General features: G+C 68.2%; 19 protein-coding genes. 8 read left to right on the forward strand and 11 right to left on the reverse strand.

Annotated features, from left to right (window positions below; genetic code table 11):
• Window positions 1-3: 3 nt before the first annotated feature.
• Entirely contained in the window at window positions 4-1,437 is a 1,434-nt protein-coding gene (argG, locus tag ACZZZN_RS15100) for an argininosuccinate synthase (RefSeq protein WP_463505962.1), read from the forward strand.
• A 43-nt stretch (window positions 1,438-1,480) separates the two neighbouring features.
• Here the strand turns inward: argG and ACZZZN_RS15105 are convergent, their stop codons facing one another.
• Window positions 1,481-2,104 carry a GntR family transcriptional regulator gene (locus tag ACZZZN_RS15105; RefSeq protein WP_463505963.1) on the reverse strand — a complete coding sequence of 208 codons (624 nt, stop codon included), beginning with the start codon at window positions 2,102-2,104 and terminating at the stop codon, window positions 1,481-1,483.
• Window positions 2,105-2,268: 164 nt separating this feature from the next.
• Here ACZZZN_RS15105 and ACZZZN_RS15110 point away from each other — a divergent pair, with 164 nt between their 5' ends.
• From ACZZZN_RS15110 to ACZZZN_RS15120, 3 genes are read left to right on the forward strand one after another with little or no spacing between them, the layout of a single operon-like run.
• The gene (locus tag ACZZZN_RS15110) at window positions 2,269-2,886 is read left to right on the forward strand and encodes a TetR/AcrR family transcriptional regulator (protein ID WP_463505964.1); all 618 of its coding nucleotides are present in this window, start codon (window positions 2,269-2,271) and stop codon (window positions 2,884-2,886) included.
• Window positions 2,883-3,692, forward strand: a complete 810-nt coding sequence (locus tag ACZZZN_RS15115) for a hypothetical protein (RefSeq protein WP_463505965.1) — start codon at window positions 2,883-2,885, stop codon at window positions 3,690-3,692. Before ACZZZN_RS15110 ends, ACZZZN_RS15115 begins: the two co-directional genes overlap by 4 nt.
• A complete protein-coding gene (locus tag ACZZZN_RS15120; RefSeq protein WP_463505966.1) occupies window positions 3,689-5,524 on the forward strand; it encodes a YhgE/Pip family protein in 1,836 nt (611 codons plus the stop codon). The genes ACZZZN_RS15115 and ACZZZN_RS15120 overlap by 4 nt, the downstream gene beginning before the upstream one ends.
• Window positions 5,525-5,539: 15 nt before the next feature.
• On the opposite strand, the gene ACZZZN_RS15125 is transcribed toward ACZZZN_RS15120, so the two are convergent.
• Window positions 5,540-6,904: an MFS transporter gene (locus ACZZZN_RS15125; protein WP_463505967.1), complete on the reverse strand. Its 1,365-nt coding sequence runs from the start codon at window positions 6,902-6,904 to the stop codon at window positions 5,540-5,542.
• A gap of 84 nt (window positions 6,905-6,988) precedes the next feature.
• On the opposite strand from ACZZZN_RS15125, the gene ACZZZN_RS15130 reads away from it, so the two are divergent.
• Window positions 6,989-7,750: an alpha/beta fold hydrolase gene (locus ACZZZN_RS15130; protein ID WP_463505968.1), complete on the forward strand. Its 762-nt coding sequence runs from the start codon at window positions 6,989-6,991 to the stop codon at window positions 7,748-7,750.
• A 127-nt stretch (window positions 7,751-7,877) separates the two neighbouring features.
• Here the strand turns inward: ACZZZN_RS15130 and ACZZZN_RS15135 are convergent, their stop codons facing one another.
• The 8 genes from ACZZZN_RS15135 to ACZZZN_RS15170 all read right to left on the reverse strand — a co-directional run bounded on the left by ACZZZN_RS15135 (window position 7,878) and on the right by ACZZZN_RS15170 (window position 16,405).
• Window positions 7,878-8,690, reverse strand: coding sequence for a DUF2510 domain-containing protein (locus ACZZZN_RS15135; protein ID WP_463505969.1), 813 nt, complete (start codon window positions 8,688-8,690; stop codon window positions 7,878-7,880).
• Window positions 8,691-8,704: 14 nt separating this feature from the next.
• Window positions 8,705-9,094, reverse strand: a complete 390-nt coding sequence (gene mnhG, locus ACZZZN_RS15140; RefSeq protein WP_463505970.1) for a monovalent cation/H(+) antiporter subunit G — start codon at window positions 9,092-9,094, stop codon at window positions 8,705-8,707.
• Window positions 9,091-9,360 (reverse strand): monovalent cation/H+ antiporter complex subunit F, encoded by a 270-nt coding sequence (locus ACZZZN_RS15145; protein WP_463505971.1) that lies wholly within the window; start codon window positions 9,358-9,360, stop codon window positions 9,091-9,093. Before ACZZZN_RS15145 ends, mnhG begins: the two co-directional genes overlap by 4 nt.
• A complete protein-coding gene (locus tag ACZZZN_RS15150) occupies window positions 9,357-9,935 on the reverse strand; it encodes a Na+/H+ antiporter subunit E (protein ID WP_463505972.1) in 579 nt (192 codons plus the stop codon). The genes ACZZZN_RS15145 and ACZZZN_RS15150 overlap by 4 nt, the downstream gene beginning before the upstream one ends.
• Window positions 9,932-11,485 (reverse strand): Na+/H+ antiporter subunit D, encoded by a 1,554-nt coding sequence (locus ACZZZN_RS15155; protein ID WP_463505973.1) that lies wholly within the window; start codon window positions 11,483-11,485, stop codon window positions 9,932-9,934. The genes ACZZZN_RS15150 and ACZZZN_RS15155 overlap by 4 nt, the downstream gene beginning before the upstream one ends.
• Window positions 11,482-12,153, reverse strand: a complete 672-nt coding sequence (locus ACZZZN_RS15160) for a Na(+)/H(+) antiporter subunit C (protein ID WP_463505974.1) — start codon at window positions 12,151-12,153, stop codon at window positions 11,482-11,484. The genes ACZZZN_RS15155 and ACZZZN_RS15160 overlap by 4 nt, the downstream gene beginning before the upstream one ends.
• The gene (locus ACZZZN_RS15165; protein ID WP_463505975.1) at window positions 12,153-15,095 is read right to left on the reverse strand and encodes a Na+/H+ antiporter subunit A; all 2,943 of its coding nucleotides are present in this window, start codon (window positions 15,093-15,095) and stop codon (window positions 12,153-12,155) included. Before ACZZZN_RS15165 ends, ACZZZN_RS15160 begins: the two co-directional genes overlap by 1 nt.
• A gap of 248 nt (window positions 15,096-15,343) precedes the next feature.
• On the reverse strand, window positions 15,344-16,405 hold the full coding sequence (locus tag ACZZZN_RS15170; protein WP_463505976.1) for a LacI family DNA-binding transcriptional regulator: 1,062 nt from the start codon (window positions 16,403-16,405) through the stop codon (window positions 15,344-15,346).
• 59 nt (window positions 16,406-16,464) lie between these two features.
• Between ACZZZN_RS15170 and ACZZZN_RS15175 the strand changes: the two genes are divergently transcribed.
• Window positions 16,465-17,715: an MFS transporter gene (locus tag ACZZZN_RS15175; RefSeq protein ID WP_463505977.1), complete on the forward strand. Its 1,251-nt coding sequence runs from the start codon at window positions 16,465-16,467 to the stop codon at window positions 17,713-17,715.
• A 4-nt stretch (window positions 17,716-17,719) separates the two neighbouring features.
• Here ACZZZN_RS15175 and ACZZZN_RS15180 read toward each other — a convergent pair whose 3' ends face one another.
• Window positions 17,720-18,121 (reverse strand): response regulator, encoded by a 402-nt coding sequence (locus ACZZZN_RS15180; RefSeq protein ID WP_463506604.1) that lies wholly within the window; start codon window positions 18,119-18,121, stop codon window positions 17,720-17,722.
• A 148-nt stretch (window positions 18,122-18,269) separates the two neighbouring features.
• On the opposite strand from ACZZZN_RS15180, the gene nucS reads away from it, so the two are divergent.
• Window positions 18,270-18,965 (forward strand): endonuclease NucS, encoded by a 696-nt coding sequence (nucS, locus tag ACZZZN_RS15185; RefSeq protein WP_463505978.1) that lies wholly within the window; start codon window positions 18,270-18,272, stop codon window positions 18,963-18,965.
• Between the two features lie 75 nt (window positions 18,966-19,040).
• On the forward strand, window positions 19,041-19,706 hold the full coding sequence (locus tag ACZZZN_RS15190) for an HAD hydrolase-like protein (protein ID WP_463505979.1): 666 nt from the start codon (window positions 19,041-19,043) through the stop codon (window positions 19,704-19,706).
• Window positions 19,707-19,788: the final 82 nt, after the last annotated feature.

Genomic DNA, 19,788 nt, shown 5'->3' on the forward strand with positions numbered 1-19,788 from the left:
ACCATGTCCAAGGTCCTCCAGTCACTTCCCGTCGGCGAGCGCGTCGGCATCGCCTTCTCCGGAGGACTCGACACCTCCGTCGCCGTCGCGTGGATGCGCGACAAGGGAGCCGTCCCCTACACGTACACCGGAGATCTCGGGCAGTACGACGAAGACGACATCGAGTCGATCCCGGGCCGCGCGCTCGAGTACGGCGCCGAGGCCTCGCGCCTGGTCGACTGCAAGACCGCCCTGGTCGAAGAGGGCCTGGTCGCCCTCTCGTGCGGCGCGTTCCACATCCGCTCCGGCGGACGCACCTACTTCAACACCACTCCCCTGGGCCGTGCCGTCACCGGCACTCTGCTCGTGCGCGCCATGAAGGAAGACGGCGTCGACATCTGGGGCGACGGCTCGACCTACAAGGGCAACGACATCGAGCGGTTCTACCGCTACGGCCTTCTCGCCAACCCGCGCCTGCGCGTGTACAAGCCGTGGCTCGACGCCGACTTCGTCACCGAGCTCGGCGGTCGCAAGGAGATGAGCGAATGGCTCGTCGCCCACGACTTCCCCTACCGCGACTCGGTCGAGAAGGCATACTCCACCGACGCCAACATCTGGGGCGCGACGCATGAGGCGAAGACCCTCGAGCACCTGGATGTCTCGCTCGAGACCGTCGACCCGATCATGGGCGTGAAGTTCTGGGACCCCTCGGTCGCGATCGAGACCGAAGACGTCAGCGTCACCTTCGAGGCCGGACGCCCGGTCGCCATCAACGGCGTCGAATACACCGACCCGGTGGCCCTCGTCATGGAGGCGAACACCATCGGCGGACGCCACGGCCTGGGCATGAGCGACCAGATCGAGAACCGCATCATCGAGGCCAAGTCGCGCGGCATCTACGAGGCTCCGGCCATGGCGCTGCTCTTCATCGCCTACGAGCGCCTCGTCAACGGCATCCTGAACGAAGACACCCTCGCGACGTACCACGAGCAGGGTCGCCGTCTCGGCCGCCTCATGTACGAGGGACGCTGGCTCGAGCCGCAGTCGCTCATGCTGCGCGAGTCGATCCAGCGCTGGGTCGGCCTCACGATCTCGGGCACCGTCACGATCCGCCTGCGCCGCGGAGACGACTGGACGATCCTCGACACCACGTCGCCGAACCTGTCGTACGGCCCCGAGAAGCTCTCGATGGAGCGCGTCGGCGACGCGGCCTTCGGCCCGGTCGACCGCATCGGTCAGCTCACCATGCGTAACCTCGACATCGCCGACTCGCGCTCGCGCCTCGAGCAGTACGCGGGTCTCGGCCTCATCGGCGGCGCGACGGGCGAGCTCGTCGGACGCGTCACGGCCGGCGAGTCCGGTGAGATCACGGGTTCCGTCGAAGAGGTCGACGAGAACCTGGCGGATGCGGTCGACAACGCATCCGAGGGCGCCGCGTTCGACTCCGGCACCGACTGACTGGTCTTCGATGACGACCGGAACGGGAACCGTTCCGGTCGTATCAGTCGATCAGATACGCAGCGCGCGCGCTTCGCGCCGCGAGTTCGCCGTCGCCCGCATGCAGGGCCGCGCTGAGGTGACTGAGTGATTCCTCCACCTGCTCTGACAGGTCGGAATCGATGACCCACATGCGAAGCGCGCGAGTCATCGCGAACGACGTCTCACGGAACAGCCCCTGATGCACGTCGTTGAGCGAGTGCGAGGCCAGATGCCCGTACAGCTCGACGGATGCTCGTGCATGACGATCAGGATCGGTGACGTCCGCCGCCATCCTGTCGACCCGGCGTGCGGCTTCGGCCCTGGTCACCTCGGTGAACCGCACCGCGGCCGTCCTGGCCAACGCGGAGAGCTGGTGGCCGACGAACTCACGCCAGTTCGAGACATCCTCCGGAGCGAGTGACGTCACGCGCGTGAAGCGGCTCGGAGCGAACTCGATCATCCCGATCCGCTCGAGGCGCTGCAGCGCCTCTCGCACCGGGGTGCGGGAGACGTTCAGCGCGAGTGCGACGGCATTGTCGCTGATCGCATCGCCGGGAGACAGTTCGCCGGTGGCGATCTGCTCTCCCAGGTGCTGGAAGACGATGCCCGAGAGAGTCACCTGCGTGACCTTCTGCGCTGCCTGCATGCCGGGGTATCTCATTGACCGTGCTCTCTTCCGATTCGTTCGCGAGCAATGCTCTTTCTCTTACCAAGACGTCCGGAACATCGATATATGACGCTGAGTGTGCGATTTCTCGCTCACAGGAAGTTATCTTGCACACTCATGTGCATATTAAGTACACTGAAGGCATGACAACCCGTGCACCCCGTCGCGATTCCGTCGAGAACCGTGCCGGAATCCTCGACGCCGCCCGTGCGACACTCGCGGTCGACCCCCGCGCCTCGATCGACGTCATCGCACGCAGCGCCGGCCTCTCACGCCGCACCCTGTACGGCCATTTCGACGACCGCGATGCTCTGATCCGCGAGCTCATCGTGAGCGGGGCGCAGCGCTTCAACGCGATCGCCGAGTCGGTGACCGACGATGATTCCCGCATCGCACTCGCCCGCCTCGCCGCCCGTCTCTGGCAGGAGGCGGCGCACGTGCAGGTCGCCGCCGCGATCGCCCTCGACGAGGCCCACGTCGAGCACACGGCGGATGCACTCGCGCCCCTGCGGCGCAGCGTCGCGGCGCTCGTGCAGCGGGGTCAGGACGACGGCAGCTTCCGCACCGATCTCGCCGCCCCCACCCTGGCCCGCCTCATCGAAGAGGTCGCGCGCACGGTGGTCTCGCGCACCGATGCATCGAGCACTGGCGCCGCGAATCTCGCGGTGCGCACCCTGCTCAGCGTCGCAGGCCTCTCGTGGCGCGAAGCCGACGCGCTGCTGGCGGCCAACCCCGAACTGATCGCGGAGGTCGACGCATGAGGATCACCCTGCACGACGTCAGCAAGGGCAAGGGCGGCCAGGCGCTCCCGGCCATGAGCCTCGAATTCCACACCGGGGCCGTGCGCTTCGCGATCGCCGAGACCGAGCAGCGCCCCACCGTGCTCGGCCTCATCGCCAGCGGACGCATGAAGCCCGAAACCGGACGCGTCACGATCGACGGCACGACAGACAACCGGATGCTGCGCCGCACCGTCGCGCTCGTCGATGCGCCCGACGTCAGCGACCCGCATCCCGACATCACCCTCGCCGGCGTCGTCGGCGAGGAGCTCATGTTCGCCGGCCTCGGCGCCACGCCCCTGCACGCGCGGCGGTGGCTGACGCAGCTCGGCTTCGGCGAGCTGGCCGGCGTGCCGATCGGCAGCGTCGACCCGGCGGCCCGTGTGCGCATCATGTGCGAACTCGCCGTGTTGCGCGAAGGCACGCAGGCCATCGTGCTCGTCGCCCCCGACCGGCACGGCGGCAGCCCCGACGGCTGGTGGCGCATCGCCTCGGAGTTCGCCGACCGGGGCTACGCCATGCTCGTCATCGTCGGCGGTTCGGCCGCCGTCGCGTTGGAGCGGATGCACGAGCTCGAGGCGATCAACGCGTCGGGGCCCATCGAGCCGCTCGTGCTGGCTGTGCCCGAGCCCGAGGTGGACGCCGAACCGGAGCCCGAGCGGGAAGACCCAGGCCAGTCGACCGACGCCCCGCGTGTCGACGACGAACACGCCGCCGCGGCATCCGATGATCCGGGTTCTCCCGAGCATCCCGAAGACGACACCACCGAGAACGGAGCCGACCGATGAAGGTTCCCGCCATGATCGCCGCAGAACTGCGGCGACTGACCGCGAGCAAGATGGGCGTGATCGCGCTGATCGCCCTGGTGTGCGTGCCGATCCTCTACGGCGGCCTCTACCTGTGGGCCAATCAAGACCCGTATGCGAAGTTCCCCGAGGTGCCGGTGGCGCTGGTCGTCGACGATCAGGGAGCACCCGAACCCACCACGGGCACGGATGCGCCCACCGGCGAGACCGTCAACTACGGCGAAGACGTGGCCGACAACCTCATCGAGGGAAACGCGTTCGACTGGCAGCGCATGAGCGTCGACGAGGCGGCGGATGCGCTGCGCCAGGGCTCCGTGGACTTCACCGTGACGATTCCCGCCGACTTCTCGACAGCACTCACGTCGGCCGCGGGTGACGCCCCCCATCAGGCCCGCATCGAGCTCGAGACCAACGACGCGAACAACTATCTCGCGTCCTCCATGGGCACCCAGGCCGTCGAGAAGATCCGCAGCTCGGTCGCCCAGACCGTGGGAACCCAGGCCGCAGAGCGACTCCTCACCGGACTCAGCGATGTACGGGACAAGCTCATCGAAGCCACCGACGGCGCGACCCACCTCACCGACGGCGCGAACACCGCGTCGTCGGGCAGCACGACGCTCGCCGACGGCACCGCCCAGCTCGCCGCAGGCACGGCGCAGCTCGCCGAGGGAGCGAGCACTCTCGCCGCCGGAGCGCACCAGGTCAGCGACGGCAATCGCCAGTTGGCCGACGTCGCCGACCGGGCAGGCTCCGTCGTGCAACAGGCGGCGGATGCTCTGCCGCAGGTGCGCACCGACATCTCGACCGTGCTCACCGAGCGCGGTCTCACGCCCGAGCAGATCGACGAGGTGCTCGCGACACTCGATCCCCTCGCGACCCGTCTGCAGGACGGCAACGCGACGGTGCAGAGCGCGGTCGGCAGAGTCGATCAGCTCGCCGACGGCGCGGCGACGCTGGCATCGGGCGCCTCCGACCTCGCATCCGGTGCAGGCACGGTCGCGGCCGGCGCCGCCTCGGCCAACGACGGTGCCGCGCAGCTGCGCGACGGCCTCGGAACCCTCGCGAGCGGCACGGCCGAGCTGCGCGACGGCCTGTCGAACGGCGTCGGCGCGATTCCGGCATCGACCCCTGAGCTCCGCTCACAGCAGGCCGACACGATCGCCGACCCCGTGAAGGTGTCGAGCGACAAGGTCGCCTCTGCCGAGGACTACGGCGCGGGTCTCGCCCCGTTCTTCGCCGCCCTGTCGGCCTGGATCGGCATCTACGCCCTGTTCCTCATCGTCAAGCCCATCTCGCGCCGGGCGGTGACGGCGCTGCACTCACCGATCCGCGTCACGCTCGCGGGGTGGCTGACCCCGGCGATGCTCGGCGCCGTGCAGATGCTGGGTCTCATGGGCATCCTCGCGATCACCCTCGGATTCACCTTCGACAATCCGATCGGCACCCTCGGCGTGATGATCGTGGCGTCCGCCACGTTCGCGGCGATCATCCTCGCCCTGAACGTCTGGCTCGGCTCCGTCGGCCAGTTCATCGGCCTGGTTCTCATGGTGCTGCAGCTCGTGACCGCCGGGGGGACGTTCCCCTGGCAGACTCTTCCCGCGCCGCTCGCCGCCCTGCACCACGTGCTGCCACTCGGCTATGTCGTCGACGCGATGCGCCAGCTCATGTACGGCGGAGATCTCGCTCGCGCGGGGTGGGATCTCGCCGTGCTGGGCATGTGGCTCGTGGGAGCGCTGACGCTGGCCGCCATCGGTGTGACCCGCATGACCCATCGGCGCACCCTGCGCGACCTGCAGCCGAGCCTGATCGGATGATCCGGCTCGACGGTGTCAGGCGACGAGCGGAGCGGATGCCGCAGCGGCGCGACGCGCGATGACCCAGATGCCCGCCGCGGCGGCGAGGAAGATCGCGGCGAGCATCGCCCATCCGGCGAAGCCGAACGTGATGGCCGTGGCGTTGACGACGATCGGCGAGGCGAGAGCTCCGAGTGAGAAGCCCATGCCGAAGACACCCTGGTATGCGCCGGCACGCACCTGGTCGGCGAGCTCGAAGCTGAGACCCCAGGCTCCCGCCTGCGACAGGATCTCGGCGAAGGTGTGCGCCACCATGGCCATCACGAGCACCACGATCGCCGCCCAGGCGGGCAGCCCGGCCGCGAGCGCGTAGACGAGGCAGGCCGCCACCATCAGCCACCCCGCGATCATGGTCACTCTGCCGGCGACACGGAGATCGTGGGTTCCCCGCGACGCGCGCACCTGGAAGAGCACGACCAGAGTGGTGTTGACGATCAGCAGCAGCGCCACCGTGACCTCGGGTGCGTTCGTGTTCTCGGTGACCCAGAGCGGCATGCCGAGCTCGGCCACGCCGAACTGCATCCCGAAGACCGCCGAGAGCACGGTCAGCAGCAGGTAGCGCGGGTCTCGCCACGGCGACCGGCGATTCCAATCCACTCGCTCCGAGAGCGCCGCCGCCGCGGCCTGCGCGTCGATCGACCCGGTCGCGGTGCGCACCTCTCCGATGCGCGCGCGAGCCGGTGCGTCGACCGTCGCCGTGAGTCGCAGCAGCGGCAGAGAGCCCAGCGCGCAGACGATGCCGGCGCTCGCGATCACGATCCGATACGCCTCGGGGGTGCCGAGCGCGAGTGCGATCGCGCCGAAGCCCGAGCCCGCCGCGATCGAGAGGTTCGTGACGGTGCGGAGCACGGCTCGCGCGTGCACGCGCCTGTCCGCCGCGAAGCCACGCGCGATGATCGCGGAGCGCGCCGAGTGCCCGATCGAGTCGAAGAACCCGCCGAGGCTCGCGAGCACGAGCGCTGAGACGAAGTCGCCGGCGAACGCGTACGCCGCGAGAAGCAGTCCCCCGAGCATCTCGAATGAGAACGCCAGGCGTCGCGCGCTCCAACGGTCTGAGAGCCAGCCGCCGAGGAAAGACGCCACGACACCGCATCCGCTCGACACCGCGAGCACGACGGCAGCCTGCGCCGCCGACAGCCCGATGATCTGAGTGAAGAACAGCACCGTCACCGCGAGGAACACTCCGCGCCCGACGCGCGACACGGCGGTCGCGGTGAACAGCGCGCGCAGCACCGGATCACTCAGACTCGCGGTCATGCGGGCGAGGAGCCGCGGCGGCACGTCATGCGGCTTCGCTTCTCCCGGGGCGGTCAGAGAGGCATCGGGGTCGTGCGAGGTCACTCTTCATACTCGCATGAGGCGTGCTGCCTGCTTTTCAGTGCTTCGGGATTCGGCGGCAGCCCCGTGCTCCGTTAACGTGTATTGGTGGCCTCCAGTTACCTCGCCCCGAAGGGCACCCCCGTCACTCTTCTGGAGTTCGAGCACGCCGGGGCGACGCTGATCGCCGAGACCTTCGGCGAAGGCCCCCGCACCTTCCTCCTGCTGCACGGCATCGGCATGGGCCGCAGCGTCTACCTCGACGTGGTGCAGCGACTGCAGGGCCGCGTCATCGCGCTCGATCTGCCCGGTTTCGGCGAAGCCCCCGAACCGACGCGCACCCTGACCATGGAACGTCACGCAGACCTGGTCGCCGCCTATCTGCGGCATACGCACGAGGGCCCCGTGGTCGTCATCGGGCACTCGATGGGCAGCCAGATCGCGGCGGAGCTCGCCGCACGGCATCCGTCCCTGGTCGAGGGCGTCGTGCTCGCGGGGCCGACGGTGAACAAGGCAGCGCGAAACCTCGCAGCGCAGGCCAGCTACCTGCTGACCGATCTCGTCGGCGAGCGCCCGCTCGTGATCTGGCGCGGAGCGCGAGAGTATCTGCGCGGCGGCCCTCACCTCATCCGCAAGATCAAGGCCACGATCGCGCACCAGCCCGAGAAGGCCTTCGCCCGCATCGACTGCCCGGTGCTCGTGCTGCGGGGCGAGAGCGATCCACTGGCGCCGATGAGCTGGTGCCGCGAGATCATCGACGAGATCCCCGGTGCCGACCTGCGCGTGATCCCCGATCACGGTCACGGCACGCTGATCACCGACTCCGAGCCCGCCGCGGCGCTGATCCAGGACTTCGCCGACCGCCTCTGACGTTCGCCGGCGGCGTGCCGGGCCGCCGGAAGCTCAGATCCGGTCGACCGCGCGAGATGCGGACCGATGCCGCAGCGGCATCCGCCCCCGGAGCGGTTCACCGGATCTCGCGCGGTCCGATCTTTCTTCAGCGCAGCGGCGGCGCGGTCGGCAGGAGCAGGGCGTTGCGCCGAGATCGCGTGATCAGAAGGGTGAACGCCGAGAGAACGCCGAAGGTCAGGGCGATGATGACACCGAGCACGATCACGAATCCGGTCCACGGACTCTGCGCCACGATGCCGCCGACCACGGCGAAGACCAGAGCCAGCGCAGCGATCGCCGCGATGACCCAGCCGACGATCATCGACAGGAGGTAGCCGCGCGGCCCCGCGTGTCCTGGACGCGCGCCATGCTTCGTACCGATGTACCAGGTCCATCGCGTGCCGGTCCACCATCGCGTGACCTGCGAGGTCATGGGATACCATCCGGCGTCCGGCCCCTCGACCAGGTCGGGCAGTGGCTGCACCGCGGCGTCGATGAGCGGTTCCGACTCCGGTGCGGGCACCCTGCTCACGCTCCGCGAATACCATGCGCCGACGATCCAGAGCACGGATGCAGCGAGCAGCAGCACGGGGAGAACGAAGTTGCCCGGGCTCTGAGTGATCACTGCGGCGGAGAGCTGCAGCATGGCGAGTACGAAGAAGAAGATGCCGAGGAAGAACCCCATCGATTGCGGTTCCACGGCGAGCAGGTCGGGTCTCGGCTTCCCGTCACGTACGCGGTACGGAGCCCAGATCACTCCATCCCACCAGCGGATGTCCTGCGTTCCCGGCACCTGATACCAGCCCATCGAGGGAGCGACCGGTGGTGCCGCCCGCTCGTGGGAGGTCCACTGCATACCATCCCACCAGCGTTGCTGTCCGGGCGTACCCGCGTCGTACCATCCCTGCGGTGTCGACATCGATCCGCCCTCTCTCACCCCGCCGCTGGCGGTGTCTGCTTCGATTCTGCGAGCTCGTCGACCACGAGACTCCGCTCGTCGGTGGTGCCGTTGCGGTACGCCTGGCGCCCGACGATGTGCGCCGACAGCGGCGCGGTCGCGAACTGCATGAGCACGATCGGAGCGACGATCGCGAGTCCGAAGAGAATACCGCCGACGGTGCGCATCGAGAGCGCGATCGCCAGACAGATGAGAACGAGCCCGAGCACCTGCGGTTTCGTGGCCGCATGCAGACGCGACGGAACGTCGCGGAAGCGCAGCAGGCCGATTGCGGCCGAGAGGCACAGAATGGCTCCGAGCAGGATGAGCACGAGCACCGCGGCATCGATCACGGAGTCGGGGATGCTGAGGCCGAACACGTTCATGGTGTCGTGTTGTCCCTTCTCGCGACGAAGCGGGCGACGGCGATCGAGCCGAACACGCCGACCGCGGCGATGATCAGCATCACCGGGATGTTGCGCGTGTGACCGTTGATCGCCATCTCCGCGCCGAGCACGCACATGACCTCGGTGAGCAGCACATCTGATGCGACGGCGCGGTCGAGGATCGACGGGCCACGGACGATGCGGATGATCGTCAGGATCGCCGCGACGCCGAACACGACCGAGATCGCCAGAAGCAGCACGTTCATCGCACACCGCCCTTCTCCGCGCGTTCGTCGGCCTTGAGGGCACGGTACTGCGAGGGTGCGCCCAGCGCGCGCACGACCCGGCGCTCCCAGCGCAGCACGCCGGCGCGCTGCGCCTCGACATCGTCGAGGTTCCGCACCCCGATCACGTGGAGGTACAGGATCTGCCGGTCACGATCCGCCTCGACGATGAGCGACCCCGGGATCAGCGATGACACGACCGAGACGTGGGTCATGATCAGATCGTCGGCGTACTTCAACGGCACCGCGATGATCGCAGCGCCCGGCTGGCGGCGGAAGTCGAACACCTGCGCCGTGACCGAGACCGCTCCGCGAACCATCGCGGCGAGGAACTGCACGACGAACAACGCCGCGTACCAGACGTTGATGCGACCCGACAGCTCGACCGTCGGCAGCCGGAAGACGCGCGTGACGAACACCGCGACGACCAGTCCCGACAGGAACGCCAGCACCGTGAACTGACCCCACAGCAGCATCCACAAGAGGATCAGCCACGCGAGGAACGGCAGCTGCACGCCGATGTCGCGCAAGATGTGCCGACGGGTGCTCGGGTTCATCCGTCCACCTCGTCTTCCAGCTGCACGAGGCTCACGGGCTCGAGGAGTGCCGCGCCGATGCGGTCGCACAGGGCGTACAGCGGGCCCGCGAACACCGTGAGCGCCACGGTCACACCGACCATGCCCGCGGTCGCCACCGTCATGATGCGGGGGATGCGGCGGCGTTCCTGCTGCTCGTCGGCGGCAGGCGCGTTGCCGAGGTACGAGATGCGTCCCTCGGTCTCGCTGGAGTCCTCCTCTTCGCGCCAGAACGCGAGGTTCCACGCGCGCATCAGCGCATAGAGGGTGAGGAGAGAGGTCACGATGCCGCCGATGATCAACACGATCATGATGGGGGTGCCGACGGATGCTGCGGCCTCGAACAGCGCGAACTTGCCGATGAACCCCGAGAAGGGCGGCAGCCCGCCGAGGTTGATGGCGGGGATGAAGTAGAGCACCGCGATCACGGGCGCGACCTTGAGCAGTCCCTTGACCCTGAGGATCGACGTGCTTCCGGCCCGACGCTCGATCAGGCCGACGGCGAGGAACAGGGTCGTCTGCACGATGATGTGGTGGACGATGTAATAGACCGTCGCTCCGATCGCCGCCGGTGTCGCGATGGCGAGGCCGAAGATCATGTATCCGACATGGCTCACGAGTGTGAACGAGAGGATCCTCTTCAGCTCCGCCTGGGCGACGGCGCCGAGCACTCCGACGATCATCGTCGCGAGCGCGATGATCAGCAGCAGGGTGTCGATGCTGTTGTCGGCGAACAGCTGCGTCTCGGTGCGGATCAGCGCGTAGACGCCGACCTTGGTCAGCAACCCGGCGAAGACGGCGGTGACGGGCGCCGGCGCCGTCGGGTACGAGTCGGGAAGCCAGAACGAGACCGGGAAGATGGCGGCCTTGATGCCGAAGGCCACCACCAGCATGAGGTGCAGCACGAGCTGCGTCTCCTGCGGGATCTCGGTCATGCGCTCGGCGATCTGCGCCATGTTGACGGTGCCGAGCGCGCCGTAGATCATCGCGATCGACGCGAGGAAGAGGATCGACGACACGAGCGACACGACGATGTACACGGCACCGGTGCGGATGCGGGACTCAGTGCTGCCGAGCGTGATGAGCACGTATGACGCGACGAGCAGGATCTCGAAGCCCACGTAGAGATTGAACAGATCGCCCGCGATGAAGGCGTTGAAGATGCCCGCCGCGAGGATCAGGTACGACGGGTTGAAGATCGAGATCGGGGTCTCGTCGGTGCCGTCGGCGACACCCTGGCCGATCGAGAAGAGGAGCACGGCGAGCAGCACGATGCTCGAGATCAGCACGAGCAGCGCCGCGAGGCGATCGACGTAGAGCACGATGCCGAACGGCACCGGCCATCCTCCGACCGAGACCGCGAGCGGAGCGCCGGCGTCGACCACGACGAGCAGCACCGCGGCGATCACCGAGACCACCGCGAGAGTCGCCACGGTGACGAAGACCTGCAGTCGCGCATTGCGACCGAAGATCAGCGTGATCGCGGCGCCGAGCAGCGGCACTGCGACGAGGAGGGGAACGAGAGCACTCATCGGCTGTCCTCCCCTTCGTCTCGGCGGTCGTCGTCTCGGCGGTCGGCGTCTCGGCGTTCGGCGTCTCGGCGGTCGGCGTCTCGGCGTTCGGCGTCTCGGCGTTCGTCTCGGTCGGCGCCGCCGCTCGCATCCGGATCGGCGTTCGAGTCCGCATCCTGCGTGTACGACGCGGGGCGATCGACCGGCGCATCGTCATGGATGGCGGGGTGATCCCGCATGTGCAGCACGGTGATGGGCGCCGTCTGCACACCGACGAAGTCGGTCGTGGCCTCGTCGTCGGCGGCGTCGGCGTCGTCCTCCATGAGGTCCTCGTCGGCATCCGTGCGCTCGCGCAGTGCGATGTCGGCCTCGTCGTCCTCGACCGTGTCGGCCTGTCCCAGCTGCCAGGAGCGGTAGATCAGGGCGAGCAGGAACGCGGAGACCGCGAAGGTGATCACGATGGCGGTGAGCGTCAGCGCCTGGGGCAGCGGATCGCTGATGTCGCCCTCGGCCCCGTAGAACGGCGCACTGCCCGGCACTCCCATGACGATGAGGAGCAGCAGGTTGGTGGCGTTGCCGAGAAGCAGGAACCCGATCAGCACTCGCGTCAGACTGCGCTCGAGCATGGCGTAGACGCCGCAGGCGAAGAGCACGGCCATGATCACGATGAGGGTGAGGGAGACGTCCATCAGATGCTCACCCCGCGCTCACGGAACTCCTGAGCCTGACGGTCGACCTCTGCGCCGAGACTGCGCAGCACGTCGAGCACCAGACCGATGACGACGAGGTACACGCCGATGTCGAAGATCGTCGACGTGACGAACTCCATGTGGCCGATGCCGGGGATCTCCCACTCCCAGAACGAGCTGGTGAGCGGCGCCAGGCCGAAGAACAGCGGCACGACAGCCGTGCCCACGGCGAGGATGAGACCGGTGCCGAGCAGGCGTCCGGCATCTGTGGGGGTCGCGGCTCCGAGCTCCCACCGACCGCCTGCGATGTAGCGCATGACGAGCGCCATACCCGCGACCAGGCCACCCGCGAAGCCGCCACCGGGCAGGTTGTGCCCGGAGAACAGCAGGAAGATCGACACGACGATGATCGTGTGGAAGAGGATGCGGACGATGACCTCGAGCAGGATCGACCGATTCTCGGGCTTCACCTTCGCGCCGCCGACGAGCCAGGCGCGCGGGTTGCTCTCGTTCTCCGTCGTCTGGAAGCGCACGCCCTCGGTGGTCTCGACGAGTGGGCGCGCACGGCTCGCGCGTCGCCGGGAGTTCGGCAGGGTTCGGGTGGCGGCGAGCATGTCGGCACGGTGGGTGACGAACACGAGCGAGGCGACGCCTGTGGCGGCGAGCACGAGCACCGAGAGCTCGCCCATCGTGTCCCAGCCACGCAGGTCGACCAGCGCGACATTGACCACGTTCTTGCCGTGGCCGATCTCGTACGCGAGTTTGGCGAAGCCGGTGGAGATGGGCTCGGCGACCCGCGACTGCGTCGCGACGATCGCGACGAGCGCCATGGTGAGTCCGACGCCGACGCCGAGCAGGGCGCGGGGGATGCGGCCGACGGATGCGTTGTGCTCGCCCATGCGCGCCGGCAGACGACGCAGCACGAGTGCGAAGGTCACCATCGTCACCGTCTCGACCAGGATCTGCGTGAGGGCGAGGTCGGGGGCACCGCTCGTCGCGAACAGCACCACCATGCCGAGGCCGGTGATCGAGACGAGGACGACGCCCGTGTAGCGCTTCTGCGCGCGCACCGCGAGCACACCGGCGACGGCCATCAGCGGCGCGACCACGATCTGGGCGGGCGTGTGCCACGCCGAGAGCTGATAGCGGTCGATGTCGCTGGCGAGCAGCGCCGTGATCTCGGCCGCGACGAACACGACGAAGATCGTGCCGACGTACACGGGCAGCGAACCACGCTGGGTGAGGGTGGTGCTGAGCACCGAAAGACGGTCGACGCCGCGCATGACGAGGTAGTAGACGTCTGCGGCCGTGAACCGGATCATTCGGGGCTTGCGGTCCCAGCCGGTGCGGATCGTGAGCAGGAAGAGCCCGGCGCCGAGCAGGACGGTCAGAATCGAGATGCCCAGCGCGGGCTCGAGGCCGTGCCAGAGCGCGAGATGCCCGGGTCCCTCGGCGGCCACGCCTTCGGCATCGAGACCGGGGGTCGCCGTCAGGGCATACCCCTGCAGCGCCGTGTCGAGTGCCGGGGCGCCGATTCCCGCGGCGATCGTGGTGCCGGCCAGGATGATCGGCGCCGAGAGGAAGCCCACGGGCGGGTCGGGCCAGGCGGTGTCGGGCAGGCGGTCGCCCATCGCATCGCGCTTGGTCCAGAAGGCTCCCCAAAGGAACCGGATGCCATATGCCGCAGTGAGAATAGATCCGACGCTGACCCCGATGATGGCGACGAGACCCCACGGTGATCCATGCAGCGCGTCGTCGAGCAGGGCAGTGAGCGTCGATTCCTTCGCCACGAATCCCAGGGTCGGAGCAATGCCCGCCATCGAGGCGATCGAGATGAATGCCGCCGTCGCCATGACCGGCGCCTGGCGACCGACACCGCTGAGTTCGGTGATGTCACGGGTCGACAGCTGACGGTCGATCACGCCGACGATGAGGAACAGCGCCGACTTGAACAGAGCGTGTCCGATGACGAGCGCGAGGCCTGCGAGCGCGGTCGCCTGGGTGCCGTAGCCGACCACGATCGAGAAGAAGCCGAGTTGGCTGACCGTGCCGAAGGCCAGGATGCGCTTGAGGTCGGTCTCACGGAGCGCCTGGATGCCGCCGAGCAGCATCGTGATCACGCCGAGCGTGATGATGATCGGCCGCCACGGGCCCGTGAAGGCGAAGATCGGGGCGAAGCGTGCGATCAGGTAGATGCCGGCCTTGACCATGGCCGCCGCGTGCAGGTAGGCGCTCACCGGCGTGGGGGCGGCCATGGCACCGGGCAACCAGAAGTGGAACGGGAACAGCGCCGACTTGCTAATCGCGCCGATCAGCAGCATCACGACCGCGGCATCGACGATCGCACCGGTCGGCGCGAGTTCGAGGATCTCGCGGATGCTCGACGTGCCGGCATCGACCACCAGCAGCACCACGCCGACGAACATGATGAGTCCACCGAGCGTGGTCACGAGCAACGCCTGCAGGGCAGCTCGTCGGCTGGCGGCGCGTCGACGGTAGTGCCCGATGAGGAGGTACGAGAGGATGCTCGTCACTTCCCAGAACATGACCAGCATGACGAGGTCGTCGGTGAGCACCAGGCCGTACATGGCACCGGCGAAGCCGAGAAGCACGGCCGCGAACTGCCCGATGCCGGCGGAGTCGTCGTGGAAGTACCACCGACAGTAGAGCAGCACGAGTGCACCGACGCCGGTGACGATCAGGGTCAGGACCCACCCGAGCACGTCCATGTGCATCGAGAGATTCAGGCCGAGCTGCGGGATCCACTCGATGGAGACGAACGGCGCGGGTCCGTCGAGCACCTGGGGCGTGAGCACCAGAGCATGGATGAATGCCGCTGCGGGAATGAGAGCCGCGATGGCGAATGCCTGCGAACCCAGCCAGCGCACCAGAACGGGCATCAGGATCGACCCGAGGAGGAACACGGCGAGGAGCGTCAGCATATACGCGGCTCCTCAAGGCTCGTCGGCCGGGGGATCGGCGCAGGCGGGCGGGTGTCGAAGACCAGTTTACCTGGCGTTAGGAAGTCGTAAGGCCACGCCCGGTGAATTGCCGCCGTTCGCCACCGTTTTCCTCGAAACCGCACCTGGCGTGCGAGACCCACGTTCACGCGGTGGGTCTCGTCTCGCGCCGGCGGTTTCGCCTACGACACCGCGCGATGATGCCGTCTTACGGCGGCACCCCGCCGCACTCAGCGCGAAGGCGGCGCGGTGGTCGTCCCCGGGCGGAAACGGCAGGTCAGATGCAGTGTCTCGGCCTCCTCGCCCTGCAGCATGCGGGCGACCTGCTCTCCGGCAGCACGGCCCTTCTCGACCGCGGGCTGCACGCTGGTGGTCAGCACCAGGTCACCGAGGCCGTCGGCGGCTATCCCGTCGAAGCCTGCCACCGAGAGGTCTTCCGGGACACGGAGCCCGAGCTCCTCCGCCGCACGGATCACCCCCACCGCCAGCAGGTCACTCTGCGCGAAGATAGCGGTCGGTCGCGTCGACTCGTCGGCGAGGAGCGTCCGTCCCGCGAGCAGTCCCTCGTCGATGAGGCTGGCCGCGGCCGAGATCGCCGGAGCATCGGGAAAGATCTCTCGCATGCCCGCGAGCCGATCGATCGTGACGTCGACCGTCGCCGAGGCGAGGCGGCTCGGTGTCACCGGGCCTCGCTCTCGGTCGCTGTCGAGCGACAGCGTCACGAGCGCCACCTCGCGATGACCGAGGTCGAACAGGTGACGGGCGACGTCGGCCGCAGCGGCGGTGTTGTCGAGGGTGATGCGCGGGATGCCTTCGCCGGCGTCGCCCTCGATCACGACGACCGGAAGGCCGCGTCCGCGCACGATGTCGAGCGATGCACGGGTGCGGCCGGAGCATCCGATCAGCACGACGGCGTCGACGGGGGCGTTCGTGAGTGCCGAGTCATCGTCGCCGGGCTCGTCGCGCATCAGCAGGATGCCGGCGCTGTGGTCGGTGAGTCCGTCGGTGAGACCGTCCATCATGGCGGTGGTGACCGGATCGAGGAAGGCCGTGCGCAGGTGCCCTTCGAGCACGACCGCGACGATGCCGCTCCGGCCCCGGCGCAGAGAGGCGGCCCGGGGGTCGGGTCCGGCGTAGCCGAGCTCGGCTGCCGCGGAGAGAACCCGCTCCCGCGTGGCCGGGGCCACTTTCGCCTTTCCGCTGAACACGACGGATGCGGTCGAGATGGCGACTCCTGCGGTGCGCGCGACATCGGCGATCGTCGCTCGACGCGGGGCGTCATGACTGGTCATACCTTGAGGATAGCCCCCGGACTTTCGCGGAGTCGAATCGATTCGATAGACTCTGCGTCATGCACACCGCCCTCTCTCGTTCGCAGTACGTCCGCTGGCGCACCGCGATCTTCGCGATCTTCCTCGCCAGTGGTCTGTCGATCGCGACCTGGGCGTCGCGCGTGCCGTCGATCAAGGCGGCCCTCGAGATCGACAAGGCCCAGGTCGGCATGCTGCTGCTCGGCGCCGGCATCGCCTCGATCATCGGCATCTCATCGAGCCCCGCGATCATGGCGCGCACAGGCGCGCGCCTCGGCATGATCGTGTCGATCTTCACCTTCGCCTCCGGTGTGGCGCTGATCGGGATCGGAACCAACGTCCTCGGGTCGTTCACGGTCGTGCTGATCGGCCTGATGCTCTTCGGTCTCGGCAACGGAGCGGTCGACGTCATGATGAACGTCGAAGCCACAGGGATCGAGCAGCACTCCGGCAAGACGATCCTGCCCCTCTTCCACGCCTTCTTCAGCTTCGGCACCGTGATCGGCGCGGGCCTCGGCGCCCTCGCCGCGCAACTGCAGATCGATGTCTTCACGCACACTCTGGTGGTCGCGGTGGCCATCGCCGTGATCGGAGTCGTCAGCATCGCGAACGTGCCCTCGCGCACCGAGGCGCTCGACCCGAGCGATTCCGACTCCGAGAAACCCCACTGGCGCGAACGCATGCACGTGGCACTCGCCGCATGGCGCGAACCCCGCACGTACGCGCTGGGCGTCGTGATGCTCGGCATGTCGTTCGCCGAAGGCGGGGCCAATGACTGGCTCGCGCTCGGCGTGGCCGAAGACCACGGTGGCGGCACGGCGCTCGGCGCCGCCGCGCTCGCGACGTTCTCCGTCGCGATGACAGCGGTGCGCATCTTCGGCGGGCCGCTCGTCGACCGCTTCGGCCGTGTGGCCGTGCTGCGCGTGCTCGCCGTGGCGGCGGCATCCGGCATCCTGCTGTTCATCCTCGCCCCGAGCCTGCCGCTCGTGTTCGTCGGCGCTGCGCTCTGGGGCGTCGGCGCCTCCCTGGGCTTCCCGCTCGGCATGTCGGCCGCGGCCGACGACCCTGCCAAGGCGGCAGCGCGCGTCAGTGCAGCGGCGACCATCGGTTATGTGGCGTTCCTCGGCGGCCCTCCGGTACTCGGTTTCATCAGCGAGCACATCGGCCTGCTCAACACCCTGTTCATCCTGGTCGGGCTCGTGGTGCTGTCGGGTCTGTTCTCGGGGGCAGCCCGGCCGTTGCGCGAGGACGAGATGTCAGAGCAGCCCGTGCGCGCGGATCAGACCTCCTAGATCGTCACCGCGAGACCAGAAGGCGCGGCACGGGACCCTCGAGTCGCGCGATCGCGACCTTCACTTCGCCGAGCACTGAGTCCACCGCCGCGATGTCCGTCTCCAGACGATCGAATCTCGCGTCGACCTTCTCGAACCGCGCATCCATCCGCTGCTCGGCCCTCTCGAACCGCGCATCCATCCGCTGCTCGACCTTCTCGAACCGCGCATCCATCCGCTGCTCGACCTTCTCGAACCGCGCATCCATCCGCTGCTCGACCTTCTCGAACCGCGCATCCATCCGCTGCTCGAAGCTCACGAACCGCGCATCCATGCGAGTAATGATCCACCCGAACCCCGCCGCAAGTCCCAGGAGCGTGGACGCGACTGCCACGACCATCGTCACGAGTTCGATCGACACCACCATCTCCTCATCTTCGACCTGTGCGCCCAGAATGTCAGGATCCAGTCCGCCGGAACCGGGGCGGTGCATTCAGACCCCGGCAGTTGTGGAAACACCGGTGCGGAGACCCACCCCCGCAGAAGCACCCCACCCGACGAAGTAGGCTCGACGGGTGCGTCTCGTCATCGCCCGCTGCTCCGTGGATTACACCGGGCGGCTCAATGCTCACCTCCCGCTCGCCACACGTCTTCTCGTGCACAAGGGCGACGGGAGTCTGCTCGTGCACTCCGACGGCGGCAGCTACAAGCCGCTGAACTGGATGAGCCCTCCGTGCACGCTCGCCACCGAGCAACCCGGTGAGGAAGAGGCGAGCGCCGGGGTGATCGATGTGTGGCGGGTCACGCACAAGAAGACCGGCGACGCGCTGCGTGTGCAGATCTACGAGATCCTCCACGACACGAACCATGACCTCGGCATAGACCCTGGTCTCCAGAAGGACGGCGTCGAAGCCGACCTCCAGCGTCTGCTCGCCGAGCAGGTCGACCGCATATCCGACGGGGCGACCCTGGTGCGTCGCGAGTTCCCGACGGCGATCGGACCCGTCGACCTGCTGGTCCGGGATGCCGAGGGCGCGGCCATCGCAGTCGAGATCAAGCGTCGCGGCGACATCGACGGAGTCGAGCAGCTCACCCGCTATCTCGAGCTGCTGGGACGCGACCCCCACCTCGCTCCGGTGCAGGGGGTGTTCGCTGCCCAGGAGATCAAGCCCCAGGCACGCGTGCTGGCCGAGGACCGCGGCATCCGCTGCCTCGTGCTCGACTACGACGACATGAAGGGCATCGAGTCCGGCATCCCGCGACTCTTCTGAGCCGAGAAGCAGCGTCGACTGCACGGATGTCCACCGCCGTCTCAGGCATCGCGCACAGCCCATAGGCTGGAAGGCATGGCTTCTTCCCCCTACTCCTGCGTGCTGTGGGACGTCGACGGCACGATCGTCGACGCCTCGGTCGGCATCCTCCGCCGACTGAACGTGGCACTCACCCACTTCGGCCACCCCGCCCCCACGCGTGACGAGCTGGTGCACTGGATCGGGCCGCCGATGTTCCAGTCTTTCCAGGCCCAGGCGGGCATGACACCCGAGCAGTCCGCCGAGGCGGTCTCGTTCTACCGCACCCTGGGCAAGGCCGACGGCTACACCACCGACGTCAAGACCTACCCCGGAGTCGCAGAGGTCATCCGCGACCTGCACGATGCCGGCGTGCCGCAGGCCACGGCGAGCTCCAAGCCCGAGATCCAGGTCGACGCACTGGTCGACTTCTTCGAACTGCGCCCGTATTTCCTCACCACTGTCGGCGCGACACCCGACGAGTCCACGCTGGCCTCGAAGACCGACATCGTGGCGGAGGCGCTTCGCCGCCTGGCCGACCGCGGCGCCGACATCTCCCGCCCCGTGCTCATCGGCGACCGCCACCATGACGTGGCCGGCGGAAACGCGAACGATGTTCCGGTGATCTTCGTCGAGTGGGGTTTCAGCAACCCCGACGAGGGCGACGAGGCGGCGATGCGCGCGGCATCCGTCGACGAGCTGCGCGCACTGCTTCTCTCCTGAGACGTGTCACCGCGCCCGATGGCGTGATCGTCCGCATCGTCGCTCACCGCGTCGGGCGGAGAACTCCCCGTCGGGCGGAGAA

It is taken from the genome of Microbacterium sp. AC145 (assembly GCF_979258505.1).